The organism is Polaribacter filamentus, assembly GCF_002943715.1.
Classification (GTDB): Bacteria; Bacteroidota; Bacteroidia; order Flavobacteriales; family Flavobacteriaceae; genus Polaribacter; species Polaribacter filamentus.
Genome location: NZ_MQUA01000013.1, coordinates 413,879 through 433,368 on the forward strand (window position 1 = coordinate 413,879; position 19,490 = coordinate 433,368).

The following is a 19,490-nucleotide window of genomic DNA, read 5'->3' on the forward strand; positions in this document are numbered from 1 at the left end:
AACTAGCAATAAATTATATACGGTGTTGTAGCCAGTTTTTTTATTTTCAATCTGGATATTCTTTGCTAGTTATTTTAAATTCTTGATGATTTGTAAACCAGCCAAGTAATTCAACATTTTTCCTTATCTCAAGTTCTTCTTCTTTCGAAAAAGGTACTATGTCTTTCATTAATCCCATTTTAAATTGTTTAAATTCGTTCGTTGTTGCTATTAGAATCATTGATTTACTCTTATAATTAGAGTAAACACAAAAACTATCAAGTGCTACAGAAAGTAAGTTGTTAGACATTTCTTGTGGCATTTCTTTTGGGTAGAAAGCAAATACAATTCCTACGCCTCCAAAATCAGCATATCTTCTTGCTAAATAATTTCCTTTTGAGGTTTTATAAGAGTCGTAGAATTGCAAAAAGTTTTCGGAAATTATCCTCCGATTAAACCTATCAAAAGACATAATAGCTGTTGCAAGTTCTATTGAGTTTTCATTGATATTGTTTAAGACTTCTCTTTTAACTAGTTCGTCAAGAAAGTAACTGTTCCTGTCTAGTTCTCTTTTTTGCTGTACTTCTTTGCGTTCATTAAAATCTTTCCAAGCACCATCTAATTGGATGAATATGCCATTATACTCATCTGAATTAATTAGTTCGGGAAATGTCCTTTCATTTTTCAGGTAATGTGCTAATAAATCGTGCTCAGTTCCTGAAATTAAGAGACTTTGATTGCCAGTTGGGTTAAAATTATTTTGTGCATATTCAAAAAATTGTTTTGCTGTTTCTGCAGGGAAATCATCTTCTTCACCAGGCATAATAGTAGCAGTTTTGTTCGCAAACAATTCTTCTCTCTTTCTTAAATATTCAAGAAAATCGGGAATTGTATCTAATTCACGAACTATTGTTTGAAAAGCTTCTTTATCCAAAAGAGTAATGAATTTTTCATCTTTTGTTTCTTTGTTAAATGGATAAAATCGTACTCCTTCTCCTAGGTTAACAATAACTCTATGAATTTCTTTAACTCTTTCTTTTGGAAATTTTTCAATATCCCTTTTAGGGTGCTTAATGAAAATATCTATTTTACTTTTTAATAGCTTTCTTTCTGCTCCATAAATTTGTTTAACTGCCTTGTCAATAGTTCTTCTAAAGTATCTAGAATAAAAGTCTTTAAATTCATAATTCTTGACCGATATAATTATTAGCTTGTCTCCGAATAAAATTAAAAGGTCACATATTTCTTTTTTATCTCCATTTTCATCTTTTGGACTTGGATAACACCAATGTTCAATAAAAGAATTGAATGCAATTTCATTCACAAAATCCTCTCCAATATTTCCTTTTTCTGTTGAATTCATCTCGTTCGGTTAATTGGCTACAACGTGATTGTATAAGATTAGTTGCGTGTTTTAAGCACGAAAGTTAGTAAATAAACACAGATTTAAAATCTGCGAGAACTTTCGTAAATAAGCTAAAACCAGCAATTAATTTTATACGGTGTGTGTGCCCAGTATGGGCATCTTTAACTTATCGCAAGATAAGTTATTCAACTAGAGGGTGCAAGTCCCTTATGCACAGGAGTAACGTCTTGAAGCATTAGTAAGTCGCAAGGGTGGTAACTGCGAAGTTACATCTGAAGAAAGCGAGACTACAAAACTCGGTACTGACGAACAGAAATCGTATACAGAGGCATATTTACTTGGGTAAGCAAGCACATCATTGTAACGCCCAAAAGAGTAACAAAAGGGTAAGTATGTAGATACGGCAGGAATTGAGTGAAAGAAGATGCCATTACCTGGGGAGGTCTCTAGAGCCACGAGTTGGCTGTATAGAGAAGTCAGCAGAAGTCATAGTACTTACAGGAAACGAGGAGGGGAAAACCCTCACGGTCTCACAAGTAAGGAAGGACTGAACATTAAATTACGTTGTAATTCGACTAGGAGGCGTTGCTAGCCTAGTCTTAGCTCAACAGGAGTAAACAAATTATTTAAAACTATGATTGCCCAAGTATTAGAAGCTACGAATCTTTATAAAGCAGCACGTCAAGTTATGCGCAATAAAGGAGCAAGCGGAATAGACAGTATGTCGCATCAAAAACTCCCTGAATACATTAGGGAAAATAGGTCAGAACTACTGCTATCCATTTGTAATAATAGCTATGTACCACAAGCAATTTTAGGAGTAACGATCCCTAAAGGAAATGGTAAAACCCGACTTTTAGGAATACCAACGGTAGTAGACAGATGGTTACAACAGGGGGTAAACCAACAATTAATGACTAAGTTCGAATACGAATTTGAAACCTTTAGTTACGGATTTCGCCCACAGAAGAACATCCAAAAGGCAGTACTACAAGCCCAGCGATACATCAATGATGGCTATCAGGATATTGTAGATATTGACTTAAAAGGATTCTTCGATGAAGTAGACCATTGCATCCTACTGCAACTTATTTACAACAAAGTACAATGCCGAACCACCTTGCGTTTAATCCGAAAATGGCTTAGAGTTCCCATTTCAATAAATGGAAAACTTTATAAACGCCGAAAAGGAATTCCACAAGGCAGTCCAATAAGTCCATTACTATCTAATATTATATTAGACGTTCTGGATAAAGAAATGCAAAAACAAGGGGTACGATATGTGCGTTATGCAGACGATTTTAGTATGTATGCTAAAAGCAAAAGCGAGGCAAAACGAATAGGAAATAGCATGTATTTGTTTCTTAGAGACAAATTAAAGCTCCCTATAAATGGTGCTAAAAGTGGTATACGCAGACCTGTAAATTTTAAATTGCTAGGACACGGTTTTGTGCCAATCTATAAGAAAGGCATAAAAGGGCAGTATCAACTAGTTGTAAAACAGGAAAGTTGGGAAAAGTTTAAGCGCAATCTTAAAAGTTTAACCAAGAAAACCAAACCAATGTCTTTACTAGAAAGACTCGAGCGACTAAATCAAGTTTGCAGGGGCTGGATGAATAATTACCGATTAACAAACATTTATGCTAAACTTAAAAAGTTGGATGAATGGTTGCGAAATAGGTTACGATATTGCATTTGGCATGATTGGAAAAAACTAGAAAGAAAACGTAAAAGCCTAATTCGATTAGGAATAGAAAACGGACAAGCGTATGCTTGGAGTAGAACAAGAATGGGAGGCTGGGCAGTAGCCCAAAGCCCTATACTTAAAACTACAATTACCCTTTCTATACTTAAAAGAAAAGGTTACAAACCCATGGTAGATTACATAAATAAGAAGCAAACTTCAATTTGGTGAACCGCCGTATACGAGACCCGTACGTACGGTGGTGTGAGAGGCGCACTGGCTACTTTTTGGTAGTCAGCCGTCTACTCGATTGTGTGGCGTTATTTGTTCAGTTTCTTATTCATTTTTTCTACTAATTTGTAAAATTCTCCAAAGTATGTTTCATTAAATTTTAAGTCCTTTTTGAATTCCTCTAAATAAAGTGATTTAAGTCTATCTTTTGCTGATTTACGTTCATCTTTATTTTCAGACTGAAGTCCATAAATAAGTTCTGAATTTTCAGAATTAACTTTGCTTTTTATAAAATCTGGTAGAAGACCTTCAATACATCTAAAGCCAGGTTTGTCCAATCCAACAAGAAAATAATCTTGGTCTTTTTTATAACTTGCTTTTTCAAAATTCGCTTTTACATTACTAATAGCGTCAAGGTCAATAGTAACCACGAGCTTGTTAAAACGTTCTTTTATAAACTTTAATAGAACAGGATTGTTTAAAAATCCATAACCACCATATGGATAAAATTCTCCGTCAAATATTAATTTTTTGTCTTTATGTCTACTATCTCTTAATAGATTAAAATATTCAACATCTATTGTACCTTCTAATAAAATTATATTATTTTCTTTACTGAAAAATGCATCTTTTAGACTTTCAAATTCTGGGCCAACCATACCAAGAGCAAGTTCAAATGGTTCTCTCCAATTTTCATCTTGTACATTCTCAATGATTGATTCTCTTATTTTTTTTCTAAATACATTTCTTTTAACAAGAATGTTTGATTTTGGATTATGGTGACTTAATAAATAAGGACTATGAGTAGTTGCAATAACTTGAATTTCTAATTCTTTACTTAAATCTTGTAAAATTCTTCCAAACTCTGATTGTGCAGAAGGATGTAAAAATGATTCAGGTTCCTCAATAATTACAATCGGTGTTATTGTATTGGATTCATCATCTTGGTCTGTAATATTTTTAGCATTAAAAATACTACTTAAAATTAAAGTTCTATTTTTTGTTCCACTTCCCCAATCTTCTAAAGGCAATTCAAAATTCTTTTCTCCGAGTGAAATTTCGTAAGGAATTCGTTCATAATCCATATCAATACCGCTAAAAGTCAACCCAACTTGATACTTTTCTTGTAGTCTTCCGATTAATTCTTGTAGTTCTGATTTGTGTTTTTGTACAGCCTTTGATAACTCTTTATTTATCTGACTAACTTTTCCCTCAATAAGTTCTTTAGTCTTTTCATTTAAGTTATCAACTTGTCCGTGATGAGAGTGTCTGAATGAAGAATTAGGCTGTGTTGAGTTATGAAAAACTATTACTTGAGCAAAATGAATACGTCTTAAAATTTCTCCAACTTTATATTTGTCAGTTACGGTTTTATCGTCTACAATAATTTCAGTTGATGAAGTTTTAGTGTTAAGTTCAATTTTTATAGCAAGCAAAGTATCTTTTATTTCGAAATCTTCAGAATCATCTTTTTTATCTTGTAAGAAAACTTTTAAGAATTTAATTAATCCAACATCCGCTTGTTGGTCAAGTTGAACTCTGACATTAATCGATATGTTTTCTTCTTCTGATTTTGCTTTCCAAATTGGGAAATCAGAACTGTAATTAATTCTATTCCTTCTTAAACCTTGCCTTTGTAAAACATTTAATACAGCCCGAATTATATTGGATTTTCCAGAATTATTTTTTCCGCAAATTGCAGTATAGAAATCTTCAAATTCAATCAAACAATTTTCGAAAGATCTAAAGTTTTTTAAATGGATGTCTTTTATTTTCACAATTGTTATTTTTGAGTTCTATGTTGTTTTTAATGCCACACAACAATTGTATATGCTCATTGTTGATATATTGCATATATGCTTTACGGTTTAAAATTAACGTTTTTTAGCATATTGTCCAAAGGACTTTCGATATTTTTATTGTTAATATGAATCGTTTTGGTATATATTTCTGAAGTCTTGGGAGAGTTATGCCCTAACATATTCTGTAAATACCTTAAATTTATATTGTTTTCTATACAATGTGTAGCAAACGAATGACGCAAGGTATGCACCGTTGCCCAAGGATTGGAATTAGTTTCTGCTACTGCTTTTCTAAAAATAGCGCGTACACTTGTAGTGCTGTATTTCCCTCCTGTTTGTCCTTCAAACAACCAATACGATGGTTTTTCTTTTTTAAAATAGTTACGCAATAGCACCACTAAATGATTTGATAAAATAGTTTTTCGATCTTTTTTTCCTTTACTATCCTTTACAAACAAGTATCCTTCTTTAGAATGAACATCTATAATTCTCAAATTTAAGACCTCAGAAATTCGAAGTCCAGCACTATAAATAGTCCATAAAATGGCCTTGTGCTTAACGTTTTTGGGATGCTGTATAATTTTTAAAACTTCTTCCTTACTTAATACATTTGGAATGCTCACGGCCTTTTTTGGGCGTTGTATTTCGTAATATTCTCTCGGTAGTTTTAAAACGTGTTCATAATAGGCTTTAATAGCATTTATAAGTTGATTTTGATAACTCTCTCCAATTTTATTTTTTGTAATTAATTCATAAACAAAACCTTCTATTTCTTCTTTGGATATTAGGCTAATATCTTTATTAGAAAATTTGGTTAAAAAAACGCTAAACACCCGTTGTGCATTTAAACAATATTGACTTTTAAATTGTTTATATTCCTATTAAAAACAAATTTGTTAATGTATTGAATGATAGTTAGTGCTGTTAATTTTGAGAGAATTCTTGTCTTAAAACCTTCAAAAGTTTTCGCATAATTATTCCGTATTTTAAACTGGTCACAAAGTTGAGAAAACAAGGTCTCAATTCGTTTTCTTTTCTTCCTAAAAATATACGTTTGTTTTTTGTAATTCTGTTGATTTTTACGCATTGGAACTTCTAATTTAATTTGTTTACTCTCAAATAAATCTAACTGATAGTCAGCACTTAGGTATCCTTTGTCCCCTAAAACCACACAGTTATTAAACTGATTTTTAATGTCTTTTAAATAATGAATATCATGTACAGAAGCTTTGCTAATATCAAAACTTTTAAACACGCCATCAATAGAACAAACAGCATGTATTTTATAGCCATAATAATGCATGTTTTGACTAGCACAATAACCTCTATTTGGGGCTGAATAAAAGTACTCTTTACAAACTTTACTTCTCCCGCTTCTTGAGAGTTTTACAATCTCCAAAGGCATACTATCTACTACATAATAGTTTTCAAACTCCGTGAACTTATTGGAGAGTTGAGTTCTTATAAATTCAATGGCAAAAAATAATTTTCGCTTCCGTTTATTGTAAACTGATCGCTCTATTTTAGCAAACAAATATTCTGGAATATCCCGAAACAACTGACATTCACTGTCTATACCCATATATTCTGCTGTTAAATTCATAGCGATTAATTCAATGTCTTTTAGTTTTGGTTTCCTGTTTTGACGTAAAAATTGTTCCTTTTCTGTAATTGTGGCTAAGACTTCTAAAATTTTATCGTAATTTGCTCTAAAGTTATTCATCGTATTTAATCGATTGATTGTCAATTAAATATACGACTTTTAATAGTCAAATGAATAACTTTTTTTAACTATTTATAATGCACAACGGGTGCTAAACATATTCTTGTAGGTTCGCACACTCGAGGCACTATACTTCTTTAAAACTAACGCTTTTTCCAATCTAAAAAGCTGTTCGATTGCATATTGGTTAAGCGGTCTTTTTTCAATAGGAGTAGGCGTTACCTGATTTACTATTTTATAGTTTTTACCAAAAAGGTTTTTTATCAGTGCCACGTTTTCTTGTGTATACATAATAGACCATAACTTTTGATTGGGATGCCAAAAAGTGGTATTAATTTTCTTAAAGGTAGTACGTAGTTCCTTTAGTTCATAAGGGATATAAATTTTAATGCGTTTTGCATTCTTTAAAGGCTGATAAATAATTGGTATATTATGCATAGTAGTCCTATTAATCTCTCAAATATAAAAGATAATTGTATCATTATGAAGTTGATTTAAATATAGGCGTATACTAACCGTTAATAACGAATAGCGTGTAAAAACATATAAAACGTACCTTTGTTAGGTATATGAAATGTAAAATATGTAATAACTTAGTAAAAGGACGAAGCGATAAGAAATTTTGTTCGCAGCGATGTAAAAATTATTATCATATTAATTTACGAAAAGTAACGGCCATTGCTGTCAAAGATATCGATATCATTTTACATAGAAATCGATCCATATTGTTAGAAGTTTTAGGGAAAAATTTGTCACAAAAAAAAGTGCCTAGAATACTGCTAGAAAAAAAGAAATTTAATTTTAAGTACAATACACATTTGCATATTAATAGCAAGAATAAAACCTTTTTTTGGGTATATGATTTTGGTTGGATGTCTTTCTCAGATGATGAAATATTGCTTGTTAGAAAAAGAACAATGTCTTAATACTTGTGCCTATTTTCTCCTAACCTTAACTTTTAAAGGACATCCATTTAGGAGTCTTTTTTATCTCAGTTCTTCTTAAATAGGAGACACGGCAGTTTAAGAAAAGAACTCAAAGTTAAAACGCCCTTTAATGCAATAGAAAAATTGAATTAATTAGATCCTGAAATTTTTACAGAAACCCATGAAGTCTTTAAAATAAAAGCACTAAATTTGAATCAATTAAACTAAAAAGTTGTAACGAACAACCTTATGAAACTAATGTTTTTGATATGCTGCGCTTCATCAATTACTAATAAATCAATACCATAAAGCAGTCTTTTATAATTAGCAACGTTTCTTTTAGAAAGTAAACTTGTATCTTCTTTGTACTCTACATTTAATTTTAAAACATTTTTTGAAGCATACTTTTTTAAAAACTTTTGATAAATTTAGTCTTTCCAACGTGTCGTGCTCCAACAAAAAGCAATACTTTCTTTGGTTGTAATTTTTTATAAATATTTTCTGCGATAGCTCTTTCTATTTCATTTTTCATAGTACAAATATAGAAAAACACCTTTAGTGACTAAATTTATGTTAATTTAGTCACTAAAGGGATTGTATTTCTGTTAAATAAGGCACTAAGTTGCTTAATTTGATCTAAAACATTTTTAAAGTTTGTGGGAATATAAATTTTAAGGGACATAATATTTGTATTTTTGCAACATGGAAACAAGTCTAGAAAAACTGCCAAAATTAGCTGAACAAGCTAAAAAAGAAAGTAAAAAATATTTTGCAAATTTAAAGAAAAGAACGCCTAAAAATTTAGATTATGTAATGCAAGAATTGCATGATGAAGAGTTTGCAAAAACAGATTGTTTAGACTGTGGAAATTGTTGTAGAACTACCAGCCCAATTTTTACAGAGAAAGACACAGAGCGTATTTCTAAGCACTTGAGAATGAAAGTTGTTGATTTTAAAGGGAAGTATTTAGAAAGAGATCAAGACGATTTTATGGTGTTAAAAACTGCGCCTTGTTCGTTTTTTGATGAATCTGATAATAAATGTCTTATTTATGATGTTCGCCCAAAAGCATGTTCAGAATATCCACATACAAATAGACGTAAATTTATTCAAATTACAGATTTAACACTTGCAAATACCGAGGTTTGTCCTGCAGCGTATAATATTGTGGAAGCACTTAAAAAACGTTTGCCATATGACTATAATGAGAAAAAAGTGAGAAGTTAATAGATAATTTTTTTTGTTTATCATTTCTGATAAGTCTTAATTTTAAGTAAATTTTGAAAATTATTATTTTCTTTACAAAAACCAAAAGCTTATTTTTTTGATGGATGATAATTTATCATTGGTTCCTGCCTTTGTTAATTATTATAATTATTCATAAAGTAAATACTTCCCTCTAATTATTTTAAACTCTTCCAGATCGTTTTCCCAGGTTTTTCTAATTTCTTGTTCTAATAAGCCTTGTTCAATTTGCTGTTGCAGTTTTTTTGTCCCTGCTAATTTGGTAAAGAAAATAGTAAAAAATTGCTTTTCTTTAGAATAGTTTTTATGACTCTCGTAAAAATCGATAAGCCACTTTAATTCAATTCGGTTTAACTTTTTTTCTTTTCTTAAATCGTATCCGTAGCAAATTTCACCGTTATGTTTTGGGTATTTAGCGCCTTCATTTGGTTTCGGAGTAAATTCAAAATTATAAGGTTTTAGCCCCAGCTCTGGGTTTCCTACAATTTGGAATTGCATTTCAGTTCCGCGACCTACAGAAACGTTTGTCCCCTCAAAAAAACAGAGGCTAGGGTAGAGGTTAATGCTTTTGTCATTTGGTAAATTTGGTGATGATTTTACGGGTAAACTATACTCCGTTTTATGGGTGTAACCTTGCAAAGGAATCACTGTTAAATCACATTGAATTCCGTTTTCTAACCATTTCTCACCATTAATCATTTGTCCATATTCGCCAATGGTCATTCCGTATACTACAGGCACTTTATGCATCCCAACAAAACTTTTATGCTCAAATTCTAAAACTGGTCCATCAATATAATGTCCATTCGGATTTGGTCTGTCTAGAAGTATAACCGTAATTTCCAGCTCCGCGCAAGCTTCCATTACGTAATGTAAAGAAGAGATATACGTATAAAAACGCGCACCAACGTCTTGAATATCAAAAATAACAACATCAATATTTTTTAGTTGATCTGCAGAAGGTTTTTTATTTTCTCCATATAAAGAAATAACTGGTAAGCCTGTTTTAGTGTCAAAACCGTCTTTTATGGTTTCTCCTGCATCATGTTTTCCACGAAATCCGTGTTCTGGTGCAAAAACTTTTTTCACTTTTATACCTAAAGACAGCAAGCTATCAACTAAATGTATCTCGTTTTGCTTGTTGCTTCCAACCTCCTGCTTTATATTTCGTTCTATAATAGAAGTTTGGTTGCCAACAATAGCAATATTTTTTCCTTTTAATAATCGGAGATATAAATGTGTTCTTTCCGATCCCGTTTTTAAGATTAATTTTTCGGCATATACATTTGGAATTTCGATTGGTAAATCTTTTACATTCGTTTTTATAGCGCAAGAAATTAGGATAAAATTCATTGCCAAAAACCAGCATAAATATGTACTTTTGAAAGGTTTAAAATTTATCATCAATTTGAATTACGAGTTATTTATAGCCAAACGCATTATTGCCGGCAAAAAGTATAAAAATAGTATTTCCTCGCCAATAATAAAAATTGCAATCACTGCAATTGCGTTAGGAATCATTATTATGTTAATTGCTGTAGCAACTGGCGCAGGATTGCAATATAAAATTCGCGACAAAATGGCGGGTTTTAAAGGGCATGTTCAAATTGTTAATTACGATTCTAATAATTCTGATGTTTCTACGACTCCGATTTCGAAGAATCAAGATTTTTATCCTAAATTTTTAACGATTGATGGCGTGAAAAATGTACAAGTTTTTGCTAATAAAGCCGGTATTTTAAGAACAGAAACCGATTTTGAAGGTATTATTTTTAAAGGCGTTTCCACAGATTATGATTGGTCTTTTTTTAAAGAATATTTAATAGTTGGCAAAGTCCCAGATTTTAATCAAGATAGAACCAAGGAGGTCTTGCTTTCGGAAACAATTGTAAACCGTTTGCGACTAAAATTGAATGATACTATTTTAGCAACTTTTATAAAAACAGCAAATAGCAAATTACCTTCCAATAAAAAATATATTATTTGCGGTATTTACAGCACCGGCTTTTTACAGTTTGATAAAAGTATGATGATTGGCGATATCCGGGAAGTGCAAAAATTAAATAAATGGACGGCTAATGAAGTGGGTGGTTTTGAAGTGCTGATTGATGATTTTGATGAAGTTGATAAAAAAAACGAAGAAATTTATAGTGAAATACCTTCTACTTTAACAAGCAAAAGTATTGTAAATGCATATCCAAATGTGTTTGAATGGATTGAACTTTTCGATAATAATGTTTGGTTTATTATTGCAATTATGATTTTAATTGCAGGTATAAACATGATCACTGCTTTACTTGTTTTAATTTTAGAACGTGTACAAATGATTGGTATTTTAAAGGCATTAGGAAGTAACAACACAAGCATTCGTAAAATATTTTTATACAACGCCTCTTATCTAATTTTAAAAGGACTTTTTTGGGGAAACGTGATTGGGTTATCAATTCTTTTTATTCAGCATTATTTTAAGGTAATTACTTTAAATCCAGAGACCTATTATGTAACAACAATGCCAGTTTATATCTCGTTTTCAGCCATTTTACTTTTGAATATTGGTACTTTAGTTTTATGTTTTTTAATGTTGATAATCCCATCTTTTATCATCACAAAAATTAGCCCTTCAAAGTCAATTAAGTTTGCCTAATTTAGTGGTAATTATAAAACCAATTAAAATGTTCATTAATAACTTTTTCTTTATTTTTTTCAATATGTTTTTTAAAAGCTTTTGCAACAGAAGATAAATTTTTTGATTTCAACCAAATTAAATTCCAATAGGTTTCTATAGGTAAATCTTTTATGTCAAGAATCTGTAAATCTCCTTTTTGTAGCTCGTTTTTAATACCAATAATTGGCATTATGGAGATGCCTAAGCCAGCAATTATTGCTTGTTTTACAGCTTCATTAGATTTAAGTTCCATTTTTTTATGAATTGTAATTTTATGTTTTATTAAATACCTTTCCATGGCCAGACGAGTTGCAGATCCATTTTCTCTAAAAATAAATAAAGATTTATTTAAATCATTTAGCATCGTTTTTTTTGATGTATCATAATCTTTTTTCACAACAAAATATAGCTTGTTTTTCATTAATTCGATGCGTTCTATGCTTAGTTTTTTAGGAATTGTTGAAACCAATGCAAAATCACATTCATTATTTTCTAAACTTCTAATTACTTTCATTTTGTTGGTAACATCCATCGTTAAATCTACCATTTGATTCTCTTTAATAAAATCTGCTAAAAAATAAGGCATTACATATTTAGCTGTAGAAACCATTGCAATTTTTAATTTTCCTGCTAATTTTCCTTCAAAAATCGCAGATTTATAATTAATAGTCTCCACTTGTTCCAAAATTTTAAAAGCTGTCTCAGAAATCTCTTCGCCAAATTCTGTGATATATAGTTTTCTGCCAACAACCTCAAAAAGTGGTAAATTAAATTGATCTTGAAAGTTTTTTAATTGAATAGAAACAGCGGGTTGAGTTAAAAAAAGTTGTTCGGAAGCCTTAGTTACACTTTTAACTTCAGCAACTTTTCTAAAAATTTCTAATTGATGCAATGTATAGGTCATAAAATATTTTTATGTAATTCATAATAAATATAAATAAAAATATATAAAATAAACTGCATTTCTTTGTAAAAAAATAAGATAATGAGTCAGACAGTAATTAAACCATCAGAACAAACCAATTCTTTAAACAAAGATTTTGTAATTCAAGTTACAAAAACGCAATTAATTCGATTCTTACAGTTTATTGTAATTATATGCATGTTAATTTTAAATATTGTGGCTATTAAAACTTCAAGCCCTTTTCTAAAAGATCTTTTTATTTCTCAGGCTATTCTACTACTTGTATTTTGTATTAAAAATGCTCATTCTAACAATATTTCTAAATAAATAAATTATGGAAAACGAAGCTTTAAAAGTATCAAAGACAATAAATGGATTTACAATAGATCAACATTTAAAATTAATTGATGGTGTATTCACGAAAAGAGAAGCATTAGACATTATAAATAATGTTGTAGATGTAAAAATCAATTTTCATAAATTACAGAGATTGTCAATAACAGAGGGTAATATGCATGATGAATGTACTTATGATAACTCTAGAATTACAGAATTAATAAAGGATAAAGCAGAGGTGAAGGCAATTTTAATGTCTTTAGAAGGAACAAGTTCCAATATTAAAATATCAAGTACAATACATATTTCATTAGGAGATTAGTTAGCATTATAAATTTGAATTAATTGGTAGGGAAATTTTTTCTTGTAAAAGGTTTCTCTGCTTTTTTTTACGCTCAAACTTTAATTTATGGATTTTCATTATTTACTAGATAATTTAACAAACCCAGCATTGTTATTTTTCTTTTTAGGCTTAATTGCCGTAAACTTAAAAAGCGATTTAAAAATTCCAGAGAACTCCTCTAAATTTATTTCTCTCTATCTTTTATTAGCAATTGGTTTTAAAGGAGGTCAAGAATTAGCTCATAGTGTTATTACATCAGAAATCATTTGGTCTTTATTTTTTGGGGTTTTGTTAGCATTAATAGTACCTATTTATTGCTACTATATTTTAAGACTTAAGCTAAGTGTAGAAAACTCAGGTGCAATCGCTTCTGCTTATGGTTCTGTTAGTGCGGTAACTTTTGTAACGACTATCTCTTTTTTAGAAATGTCTAACATTGCTTTTGGCGGACATATGTTAGCAGTTATGGCTCTAATGGAGGCTCCCTCTATAATTGTTGGTGTGTTATTAATCGCAATCTATAACAAAGACAAAAAGAACAGAACTTCTTTTAAAAGTGTAGTTCATCATTCTTTAACAAATGGAAGTGTGGTTTTAATTTTAGGTAGTTTATTGGTCGGGTATTTAACAAATGATGCTCAAGCAGCAGGAATTAAGCCATTTACAACAGATCTTTTTAAAGGTTTTTTAGCAGTTTTCTTATTAGATATGGGAATTACTAGTGGTGGGAAACTAAAAGCTCTAATTAAAAAAGGCTGGTTTGTATTATCTTTTGCAATTATAATTCCGATTTTAAATGGTTGTTTAGTCGCAGTAATTAGCGGTTTGTTCATGGAAGAAGTTGGTAATAGGTTATTAATGGCTATTTTAGCAGCAAGTGCATCTTATATAGCAGTGCCTGCTGCAATGAAATTGTCAGCTCCTCGAGCAAATCCAAGCCTTTATATTTCTATGGCACTAGCTATTACTTTTCCATTTAATATTACCATTGGCATGCCTTTTTATTTATATATTATTGGACTTTGTTAACATTATAATTTAGTTTTTCCATACGCTGAGGGCCTTTTGAATCTAGGTGATGTTTTTTCTATTTCTTTTAAGCTTCTTCTCGATAGAATTTTATATATTCCTTATAAACTTTCTAGAAGTTATGCTTAAAATGGGTAAGAAAATCAATAGTTATTCGCCTGCTTTTAATAGCAAACGCAAATTATCAACCTACAAATAGTTGCGCTAAAAGCAGTTAGACTTGCTGGGTTCGCGATTTAATGACATGTTTGAGCTCTTTTTTAGTTGGCTGTTTGAGTGAATTTGCAAAAAAAACGAATTTATATAAACAACAAAACAAAAAAAAGCCAGTAATGAAAGCAAGACCTTTTGGGAACGCACAAAAAATAAATTACATTTGCACTTGTAAAATCACGAAATGAAGTACGCAGAAAATATATTAGAAACTATTGGGAACACACCTTTAGTAAAATTGAATGTTTTAACAAAAGAATTGCCTTGTTTGGTGCTTTCTAAATACGAAACTTTTAACCCAGGAAACTCGGTAAAAGATAGAATGGCAGTGCAAATGATACACGATGCAGAAGCAGATGGACGCTTAAAACCTGGTGGAACAATTATTGAAGGAACTTCTGGAAATACAGGAATGGGCTTGGCTTTAGCGGCAATTGTAAAAGGCTACAAATGTATTTTTGTAATGGCCGACAAACAATCTAAAGAAAAGATAGATATTTTAAGAGCAGTTGGTGCAGAAGTAGTGGTTTGCCCTACAAACGTTGAACCCAGCGACCCACGTTCTTATTATTCGGTTTCTAGAAGATTGGGAGAGGAAACTCCGAATTCTTGGTACGTAAATCAATATGACAATCCTAGTAATTGTAAAGCACATTTTTTAAGTACAGGTCCAGAAATTTGGGAACAAACGGAAGGGAAAGTTACACATTTTGTAGTTGGAGTAGGAACAGGTGGAACAATTTCTGGTGTTGGAAGTTATCTAAAAATGAAAGCTAAAGAAGCAGGGACGACTGTGAAAATTTGGGGAATTGATACTTACGGTTCCGTGTTTAAGAAATATCATGAGACAGGTATTTTTGATGAAAATGAGATTTATCCTTATATAACAGAAGGAATTGGAGAAGATATTTTACCTAAAAACGTAAATTTTGGAGTTATTGACGGTTTTACAAAAGTAACCGATAAAGATGCTGCAATTTACACGCAACGTTTAGCAAAAGAAGAAGGTATGTTTTTAGGAAACTCTGCTGGAGCTGCTGTAAAAGGGTTGCTACAATTAAAAGAACACTTTACAAAAGACGATGTGGTAGTGGTTTTATTTCATGATCATGGAAGTAGATATGTTGGTAAAATGTTTAATAATGATTGGATGCGAGATAGAGGATTTATTGAGGAAGAAATTAAAACTGCTGCAGATTTAATTAAAAGCCATGATAATACTCCGATGATTACGGCTCAAACAGAAGAGTTGGTTTCGCATGCAATTGAGCGAATGAAAACGTTTAAGATATCACAGATACCAGTAAAAGATGCGCACGGCTTTGTAGGTTCAATAGATGAATCTGTTTTGTTATATCATTTTATTGCCGATAAGGATATTGCAAAAAAACCATTGAAAGGAATTATGGGCAAACCTTATCCAATCGTGAAAAAATCTACCAAACTAGAAGTAATTTCTAAATTGATAACGAAAGAAAATCAAGCGGTTTTGGTAGATTTAGAAAATGGAAATCATCAAATAATAACTAAATACGATATTATTAGTGCTATGTAGGTTTTAATAATTAAATCGAATATTTACTGCCTTCATGGTTAATTTTATTCGAATCAACGAAATTTATTGATGATAAACTCATATTTACAATGTATTTAATGATACAAAGAAATTTTGTGATTTTTTATTGTTCTTAAAGAATTAAGAAGTATTTATCTTTACAAGATTTGGCACCAGTGTAAATTAAAAGTTTACTCCTAACGGTTTGAAAATATATTCTTTATCGTTTTGTTTGATGTACATTTCTTTACAGTTAGACGGATGCATAAATGTATGATTTAGGCTGAAGTTAAAAGAAGGGTCATTCGCAGTAAAATAACCTTCAAAATCTTTCTTTCCCTTTAAAGTATGTCTGGATATTTTATAATTTAAATGATCTAATTTTTCATCAATATGAAACCAAGCGCCACTTCCAATGCCAGAAAGCCAAGTGCCTTGGTTTAAATTAAAGTATTTAAAATCAGGTAATTCGGTGCCTATTAAATTGAGCTCAATATCAAACTTTTTAAAAAAGGTTGCCTTATATTCTTTTAAAATGGATCTATTTTTATAAATCTCTATTTTTTGATTTTTTACGTTGTAAACTTTGTTAACGGTTTTTCCTTTTAATGTATTTCCAATAGGGCTTGGAGTTAGTAAATAAGAACTTTTTAGTTTTAAAGTAATTATTCTATTCGTGCAAGAATTTATAAGGGTATCAGTTACAAATCGAGCACAATTACTGGCTTTTTTTATAAAAACACCGTAAGGATATTCTTTTTCATCAACTAATTTATGTATAAATTTGATAGCATTATCATAATTAATTTTGTGATTTATACTGGCAATTAACCGTCCTTTTCCATGAGTTTTTTCAGGATGTTTTTCTAACCATAATAAAATACTATCTAAGTTTGAGATTCTATTATTTTTAAACCTTGCTTCTAAAGGGATATGAAGTTCTGGGTCTGTTTCAGAAGACCGAACTCGGCCATTTCCATAGGAAGTTATATACCTGCCAAAATCAAAATATTTAACTTCGGGCTCATTTTTCTTTATCAATAATAATGCTGCATGTCCTGCTTGAACAGCATGGGCATTTCCAATACCAATTTTCGGCCAAATTTTACTGGAAGGTTCCCAATAAGTTGGCCTTACAATGGTATCCGGATAAGATATAATAACTATAATCGCATTTTCTGCTACACTATTTTTCATTCAAACATGTTTTTTTTGAATCAAAACTTTTGATAAATTTTTAGTTCTAGTAATTTATTTGCTTGTAAAAATCGCGTCTTTAAGAATCCTAAAAGTTTTAAAAGCGAAGATAATAGTGAAAATTAACGACGCTAAGCCAGCTAAAATGATAGCATATGCAATATATATATATGGAGCTTCCGTAAATCTATTCAAAGCCTTAAACCCCATGGTAGTGATGATTGGTGAAGCAATAAAAAATAGTACTAAAATTCCCAATCTAATTAATGCTTTACTTAATAAATTTACGTCTGTACTCATTTTTTATAATTTTGAATAACATTTCTTACACTTCCAAATTTTTGTAATAATTTACGAGCTTCTTTTTGGTCGATATTTAATTCCTTAACTATCATTTTTTCACCCCTGTCAATCAATTTATTGTTGGATAATTGCATATCCACCATTTTATTGCCTTCTACCTTACCTAATTGAATCATTGTGGCAGTTGAAATCATATTTAAAACTAGTTTTTGTGCAGTTCCTGCTTTCATTCTGGAACTTCCGGTAATAAACTCTGGGCCAACAACAACATCAATAGGGAATTTTGCAGTTAAGGTTAAAGGACTATTTTGATTGCAAGAAATAGAACCTGTAATAATGTTGTGTTCATTGCATTTTTCTAAAGCAGCAATTACGTAAGGGGTTGTGCCAGAAGCAGCAATACCTATAACAACATCTTTGTCAGAAATAGAATGTTCTTGCAAATCTAACCAACCTTGATTTTTAGAATCTTCGGCGAATTCCACAGCTTTTCTAATAGCATAATCTCCACCAGCAATTAAACCAACAACCAATTCATGGGGAACACCAAAAGTTGGCGGACATTCCGAGGCGTCTAGAACTCCTAACCTTCCAGAAGTGCCTGCGCCAATATAAAAAAGTCTTCCACCAATTTTTAATTTTTCAACAATTTGTTCTGTTAATTTTACTATTTGTGGTAAAGATTTTTCTACCGCTAAAGGAACAGTCTTGTCTTCACTATTAATATTTCTTATTATTGAAGATATCGACATCATTTCTAGATGATTGTATTTCGAATCTTGCTCTGTGGTTTTTATAAATTTCATTATATCAAAAATACATTTTTTTTATAAACCATAGTTTTAAACTTATTGATTTGTGCTTGAATAAATAAATTTTATTGAGTTATACGCTTAGCGTCTGTTTTATTTGATTTTGATATATTGGTTTACTTTCTACCATTCTATTAATCGTTTTATGAAATATGCTGGTTTTAAATTGAGATCGATTAATTCTAAAACAAAACTCATCAAAGTATGCTTGAATATGCCATTTACTTACATGGGTTGGTATTGCTCTCAACCATGACTTAACTTGCATAATCACAATGTGTAATTGTTTGAAATTAGCACCATTATTACTATATATTTGGTCAATGTCATACATCTCTTTTAAAGGTTGGTAACCTCTCCATTTATCAGTTACTATTTTAGCAGATGTACTTATATGCTCTTCAAATATCGGGGTTAATGATTTTGCAGAATAGTCTTTGATGGATCTGATATAAACTCTTTTAACTTTATTGCCATCTGTTAATTCTACTGCGATAACAGCCTTTTTCTTTTTCGTATCATAACTTCTTCCTTGTTTGCCTTCTTCTTTCCCTCCAACAGTAAATTCATCAACATGGATTAATTTCTCTAAAGGATATTTTTGACTGCTTTTCATTGCTTTACGCACTTTTTGCATGAAATACCACGCTGTTCCTTGGCGAATGCTAAAACGTTTTCCCATTTGAATACTTGAAATACTTTTACTACTTGTACTCATTTCAAAAACCACACAAAAGGCTTTTTGCAATCCAAATTTAACTTTATGAAATAAGGTGTTTGCAGTGGCGCTTTCTACGTGTTGACAGTTATAACAATGGTATCTATAATCTACTTTTTCACAGCCTTTGGTATGACCACATTTCATACAAGTAAATCCATCTTGCCATTTTATTTTGGCTAAATACGCTTTACACGCAGCATCATTTGGTAATTCTTTTATAAAGTTTAGTATATCTTGACCTTCAAATTGTTCCATATCTCTTGTTTTAAAGGTTATAATATACGGAAATTAAATGACTAACTCAAAAATTTTATATTAGTTTTAAATGAGTAATTTATATATAGATTTTATTCTAAAAGCCTTCTTTTTTTAATTCGGATAATTCCTTTTTAGTAAAATGCGCTTTAATTAAACTCATTTTTTGTTCGTCTTTTTTTCTAGAATACACCCAGCCGT

18 protein-coding genes are annotated in these 19,490 nt (G+C 30.7%); 7 read left to right on the top strand and 11 right to left on the bottom strand.

Annotated features, from left to right (window positions below):
* Positions 1-46: 46 nt before the first annotated feature.
* Positions 47-1,342, bottom strand: coding sequence for a hypothetical protein (locus tag BST83_RS03955; RefSeq protein WP_104808673.1), 1,296 nt, complete (start codon positions 1,340-1,342; stop codon positions 47-49).
* Between the two features lie 637 nt (positions 1,343-1,979).
* Between BST83_RS03955 and ltrA the strand changes: the two genes are divergently transcribed.
* The gene (gene ltrA / locus BST83_RS03960) at positions 1,980-3,260 is read left to right on the top strand and encodes a group II intron reverse transcriptase/maturase (protein ID WP_104808356.1); all 1,281 of its coding nucleotides are present in this window, start codon (positions 1,980-1,982) and stop codon (positions 3,258-3,260) included.
* An 89-nt stretch (positions 3,261-3,349) separates the two neighbouring features.
* Here the strand turns inward: ltrA and BST83_RS03965 are convergent, their stop codons facing one another.
* The 4 genes from BST83_RS03965 to BST83_RS03980 form a co-directional block, all read right to left on the bottom strand.
* Positions 3,350-5,038, bottom strand: coding sequence for an ATP-dependent nuclease (locus BST83_RS03965; protein WP_170062733.1), 1,689 nt, complete (start codon positions 5,036-5,038; stop codon positions 3,350-3,352).
* An 83-nt stretch (positions 5,039-5,121) separates the two neighbouring features.
* Positions 5,122-5,895, bottom strand: a complete 774-nt coding sequence (locus BST83_RS03970) for a tyrosine-type recombinase/integrase (protein ID WP_240614637.1) — start codon at positions 5,893-5,895, stop codon at positions 5,122-5,124.
* An 11-nt stretch (positions 5,896-5,906) separates the two neighbouring features.
* Positions 5,907-6,785: an IS982 family transposase gene (locus tag BST83_RS03975; protein ID WP_104808411.1), complete on the bottom strand. Its 879-nt coding sequence runs from the start codon at positions 6,783-6,785 to the stop codon at positions 5,907-5,909.
* 72 nt (positions 6,786-6,857) lie between these two features.
* Positions 6,858-7,223, bottom strand: coding sequence for a hypothetical protein (locus BST83_RS03980; protein WP_205853547.1), 366 nt, complete (start codon positions 7,221-7,223; stop codon positions 6,858-6,860).
* Between the two features lie 1,190 nt (positions 7,224-8,413).
* Here BST83_RS03980 and BST83_RS03990 point away from each other — a divergent pair.
* Positions 8,414-8,938, top strand: coding sequence for a YkgJ family cysteine cluster protein (locus BST83_RS03990; protein ID WP_104808676.1), 525 nt, complete (start codon positions 8,414-8,416; stop codon positions 8,936-8,938).
* A gap of 147 nt (positions 8,939-9,085) precedes the next feature.
* Here BST83_RS03990 and BST83_RS03995 read toward each other — a convergent pair whose 3' ends face one another.
* Positions 9,086-10,360, bottom strand: a complete 1,275-nt coding sequence (locus BST83_RS03995; RefSeq protein WP_104808677.1) for an exo-beta-N-acetylmuramidase NamZ family protein — start codon at positions 10,358-10,360, stop codon at positions 9,086-9,088.
* 4 nt (positions 10,361-10,364) lie between these two features.
* Between BST83_RS03995 and BST83_RS04000 the strand changes: the two genes are divergently transcribed.
* A complete protein-coding gene (locus BST83_RS04000; protein WP_104810779.1) occupies positions 10,365-11,600 on the top strand; it encodes an ABC transporter permease in 1,236 nt (411 codons plus the stop codon).
* A 1-nt stretch (position 11,601) separates the two neighbouring features.
* Here the strand turns inward: BST83_RS04000 and BST83_RS04005 are convergent, their stop codons facing one another.
* Positions 11,602-12,525: a LysR family transcriptional regulator gene (locus tag BST83_RS04005; RefSeq protein ID WP_104808678.1), complete on the bottom strand. Its 924-nt coding sequence runs from the start codon at positions 12,523-12,525 to the stop codon at positions 11,602-11,604.
* 81 nt (positions 12,526-12,606) lie between these two features.
* On the opposite strand from BST83_RS04005, the gene BST83_RS04010 reads away from it, so the two are divergent.
* The 4 genes from BST83_RS04010 to BST83_RS04025 all read left to right on the top strand — a co-directional run bounded on the left by BST83_RS04010 (position 12,607) and on the right by BST83_RS04025 (position 16,001).
* Positions 12,607-12,852 (top strand): hypothetical protein, encoded by a 246-nt coding sequence (locus BST83_RS04010; protein ID WP_104808679.1) that lies wholly within the window; start codon positions 12,607-12,609, stop codon positions 12,850-12,852.
* A 7-nt stretch (positions 12,853-12,859) separates the two neighbouring features.
* Complete coding sequence (locus BST83_RS04015; RefSeq protein ID WP_104808680.1) at positions 12,860-13,183, top strand: hypothetical protein; 324 nt, start codon at positions 12,860-12,862, stop codon at positions 13,181-13,183.
* An 87-nt stretch (positions 13,184-13,270) separates the two neighbouring features.
* Positions 13,271-14,233 (top strand): sodium-dependent bicarbonate transport family permease, encoded by a 963-nt coding sequence (locus BST83_RS04020; protein ID WP_104808681.1) that lies wholly within the window; start codon positions 13,271-13,273, stop codon positions 14,231-14,233.
* A gap of 397 nt (positions 14,234-14,630) precedes the next feature.
* Positions 14,631-16,001, top strand: coding sequence for a pyridoxal-phosphate dependent enzyme (locus BST83_RS04025; protein WP_104808682.1), 1,371 nt, complete (start codon positions 14,631-14,633; stop codon positions 15,999-16,001).
* Positions 16,002-16,184: 183 nt separating this feature from the next.
* Here BST83_RS04025 and BST83_RS04030 read toward each other — a convergent pair whose 3' ends face one another.
* The 4 genes from BST83_RS04030 to BST83_RS04045 form a co-directional block, all read right to left on the bottom strand.
* Positions 16,185-17,198, bottom strand: a complete 1,014-nt coding sequence (locus BST83_RS04030) for a DUF6695 family protein (RefSeq protein ID WP_104808683.1) — start codon at positions 17,196-17,198, stop codon at positions 16,185-16,187.
* 54 nt (positions 17,199-17,252) lie between these two features.
* Positions 17,253-17,498, bottom strand: a complete 246-nt coding sequence (locus BST83_RS04035; protein ID WP_104808684.1) for a DUF6095 family protein — start codon at positions 17,496-17,498, stop codon at positions 17,253-17,255.
* Positions 17,495-18,307 carry an N-acetylmuramic acid 6-phosphate etherase gene (gene murQ / locus BST83_RS04040; protein ID WP_104808685.1) on the bottom strand — a complete coding sequence of 271 codons (813 nt, stop codon included), beginning with the start codon at positions 18,305-18,307 and terminating at the stop codon, positions 17,495-17,497. The genes BST83_RS04035 and murQ overlap by 4 nt, the downstream gene beginning before the upstream one ends.
* A 79-nt stretch (positions 18,308-18,386) precedes the next feature.
* On the bottom strand, positions 18,387-19,289 hold the full coding sequence (locus tag BST83_RS04045; RefSeq protein WP_104808686.1) for an IS1595 family transposase: 903 nt from the start codon (positions 19,287-19,289) through the stop codon (positions 18,387-18,389).
* Positions 19,290-19,490 lie beyond the last annotated feature (201 nt).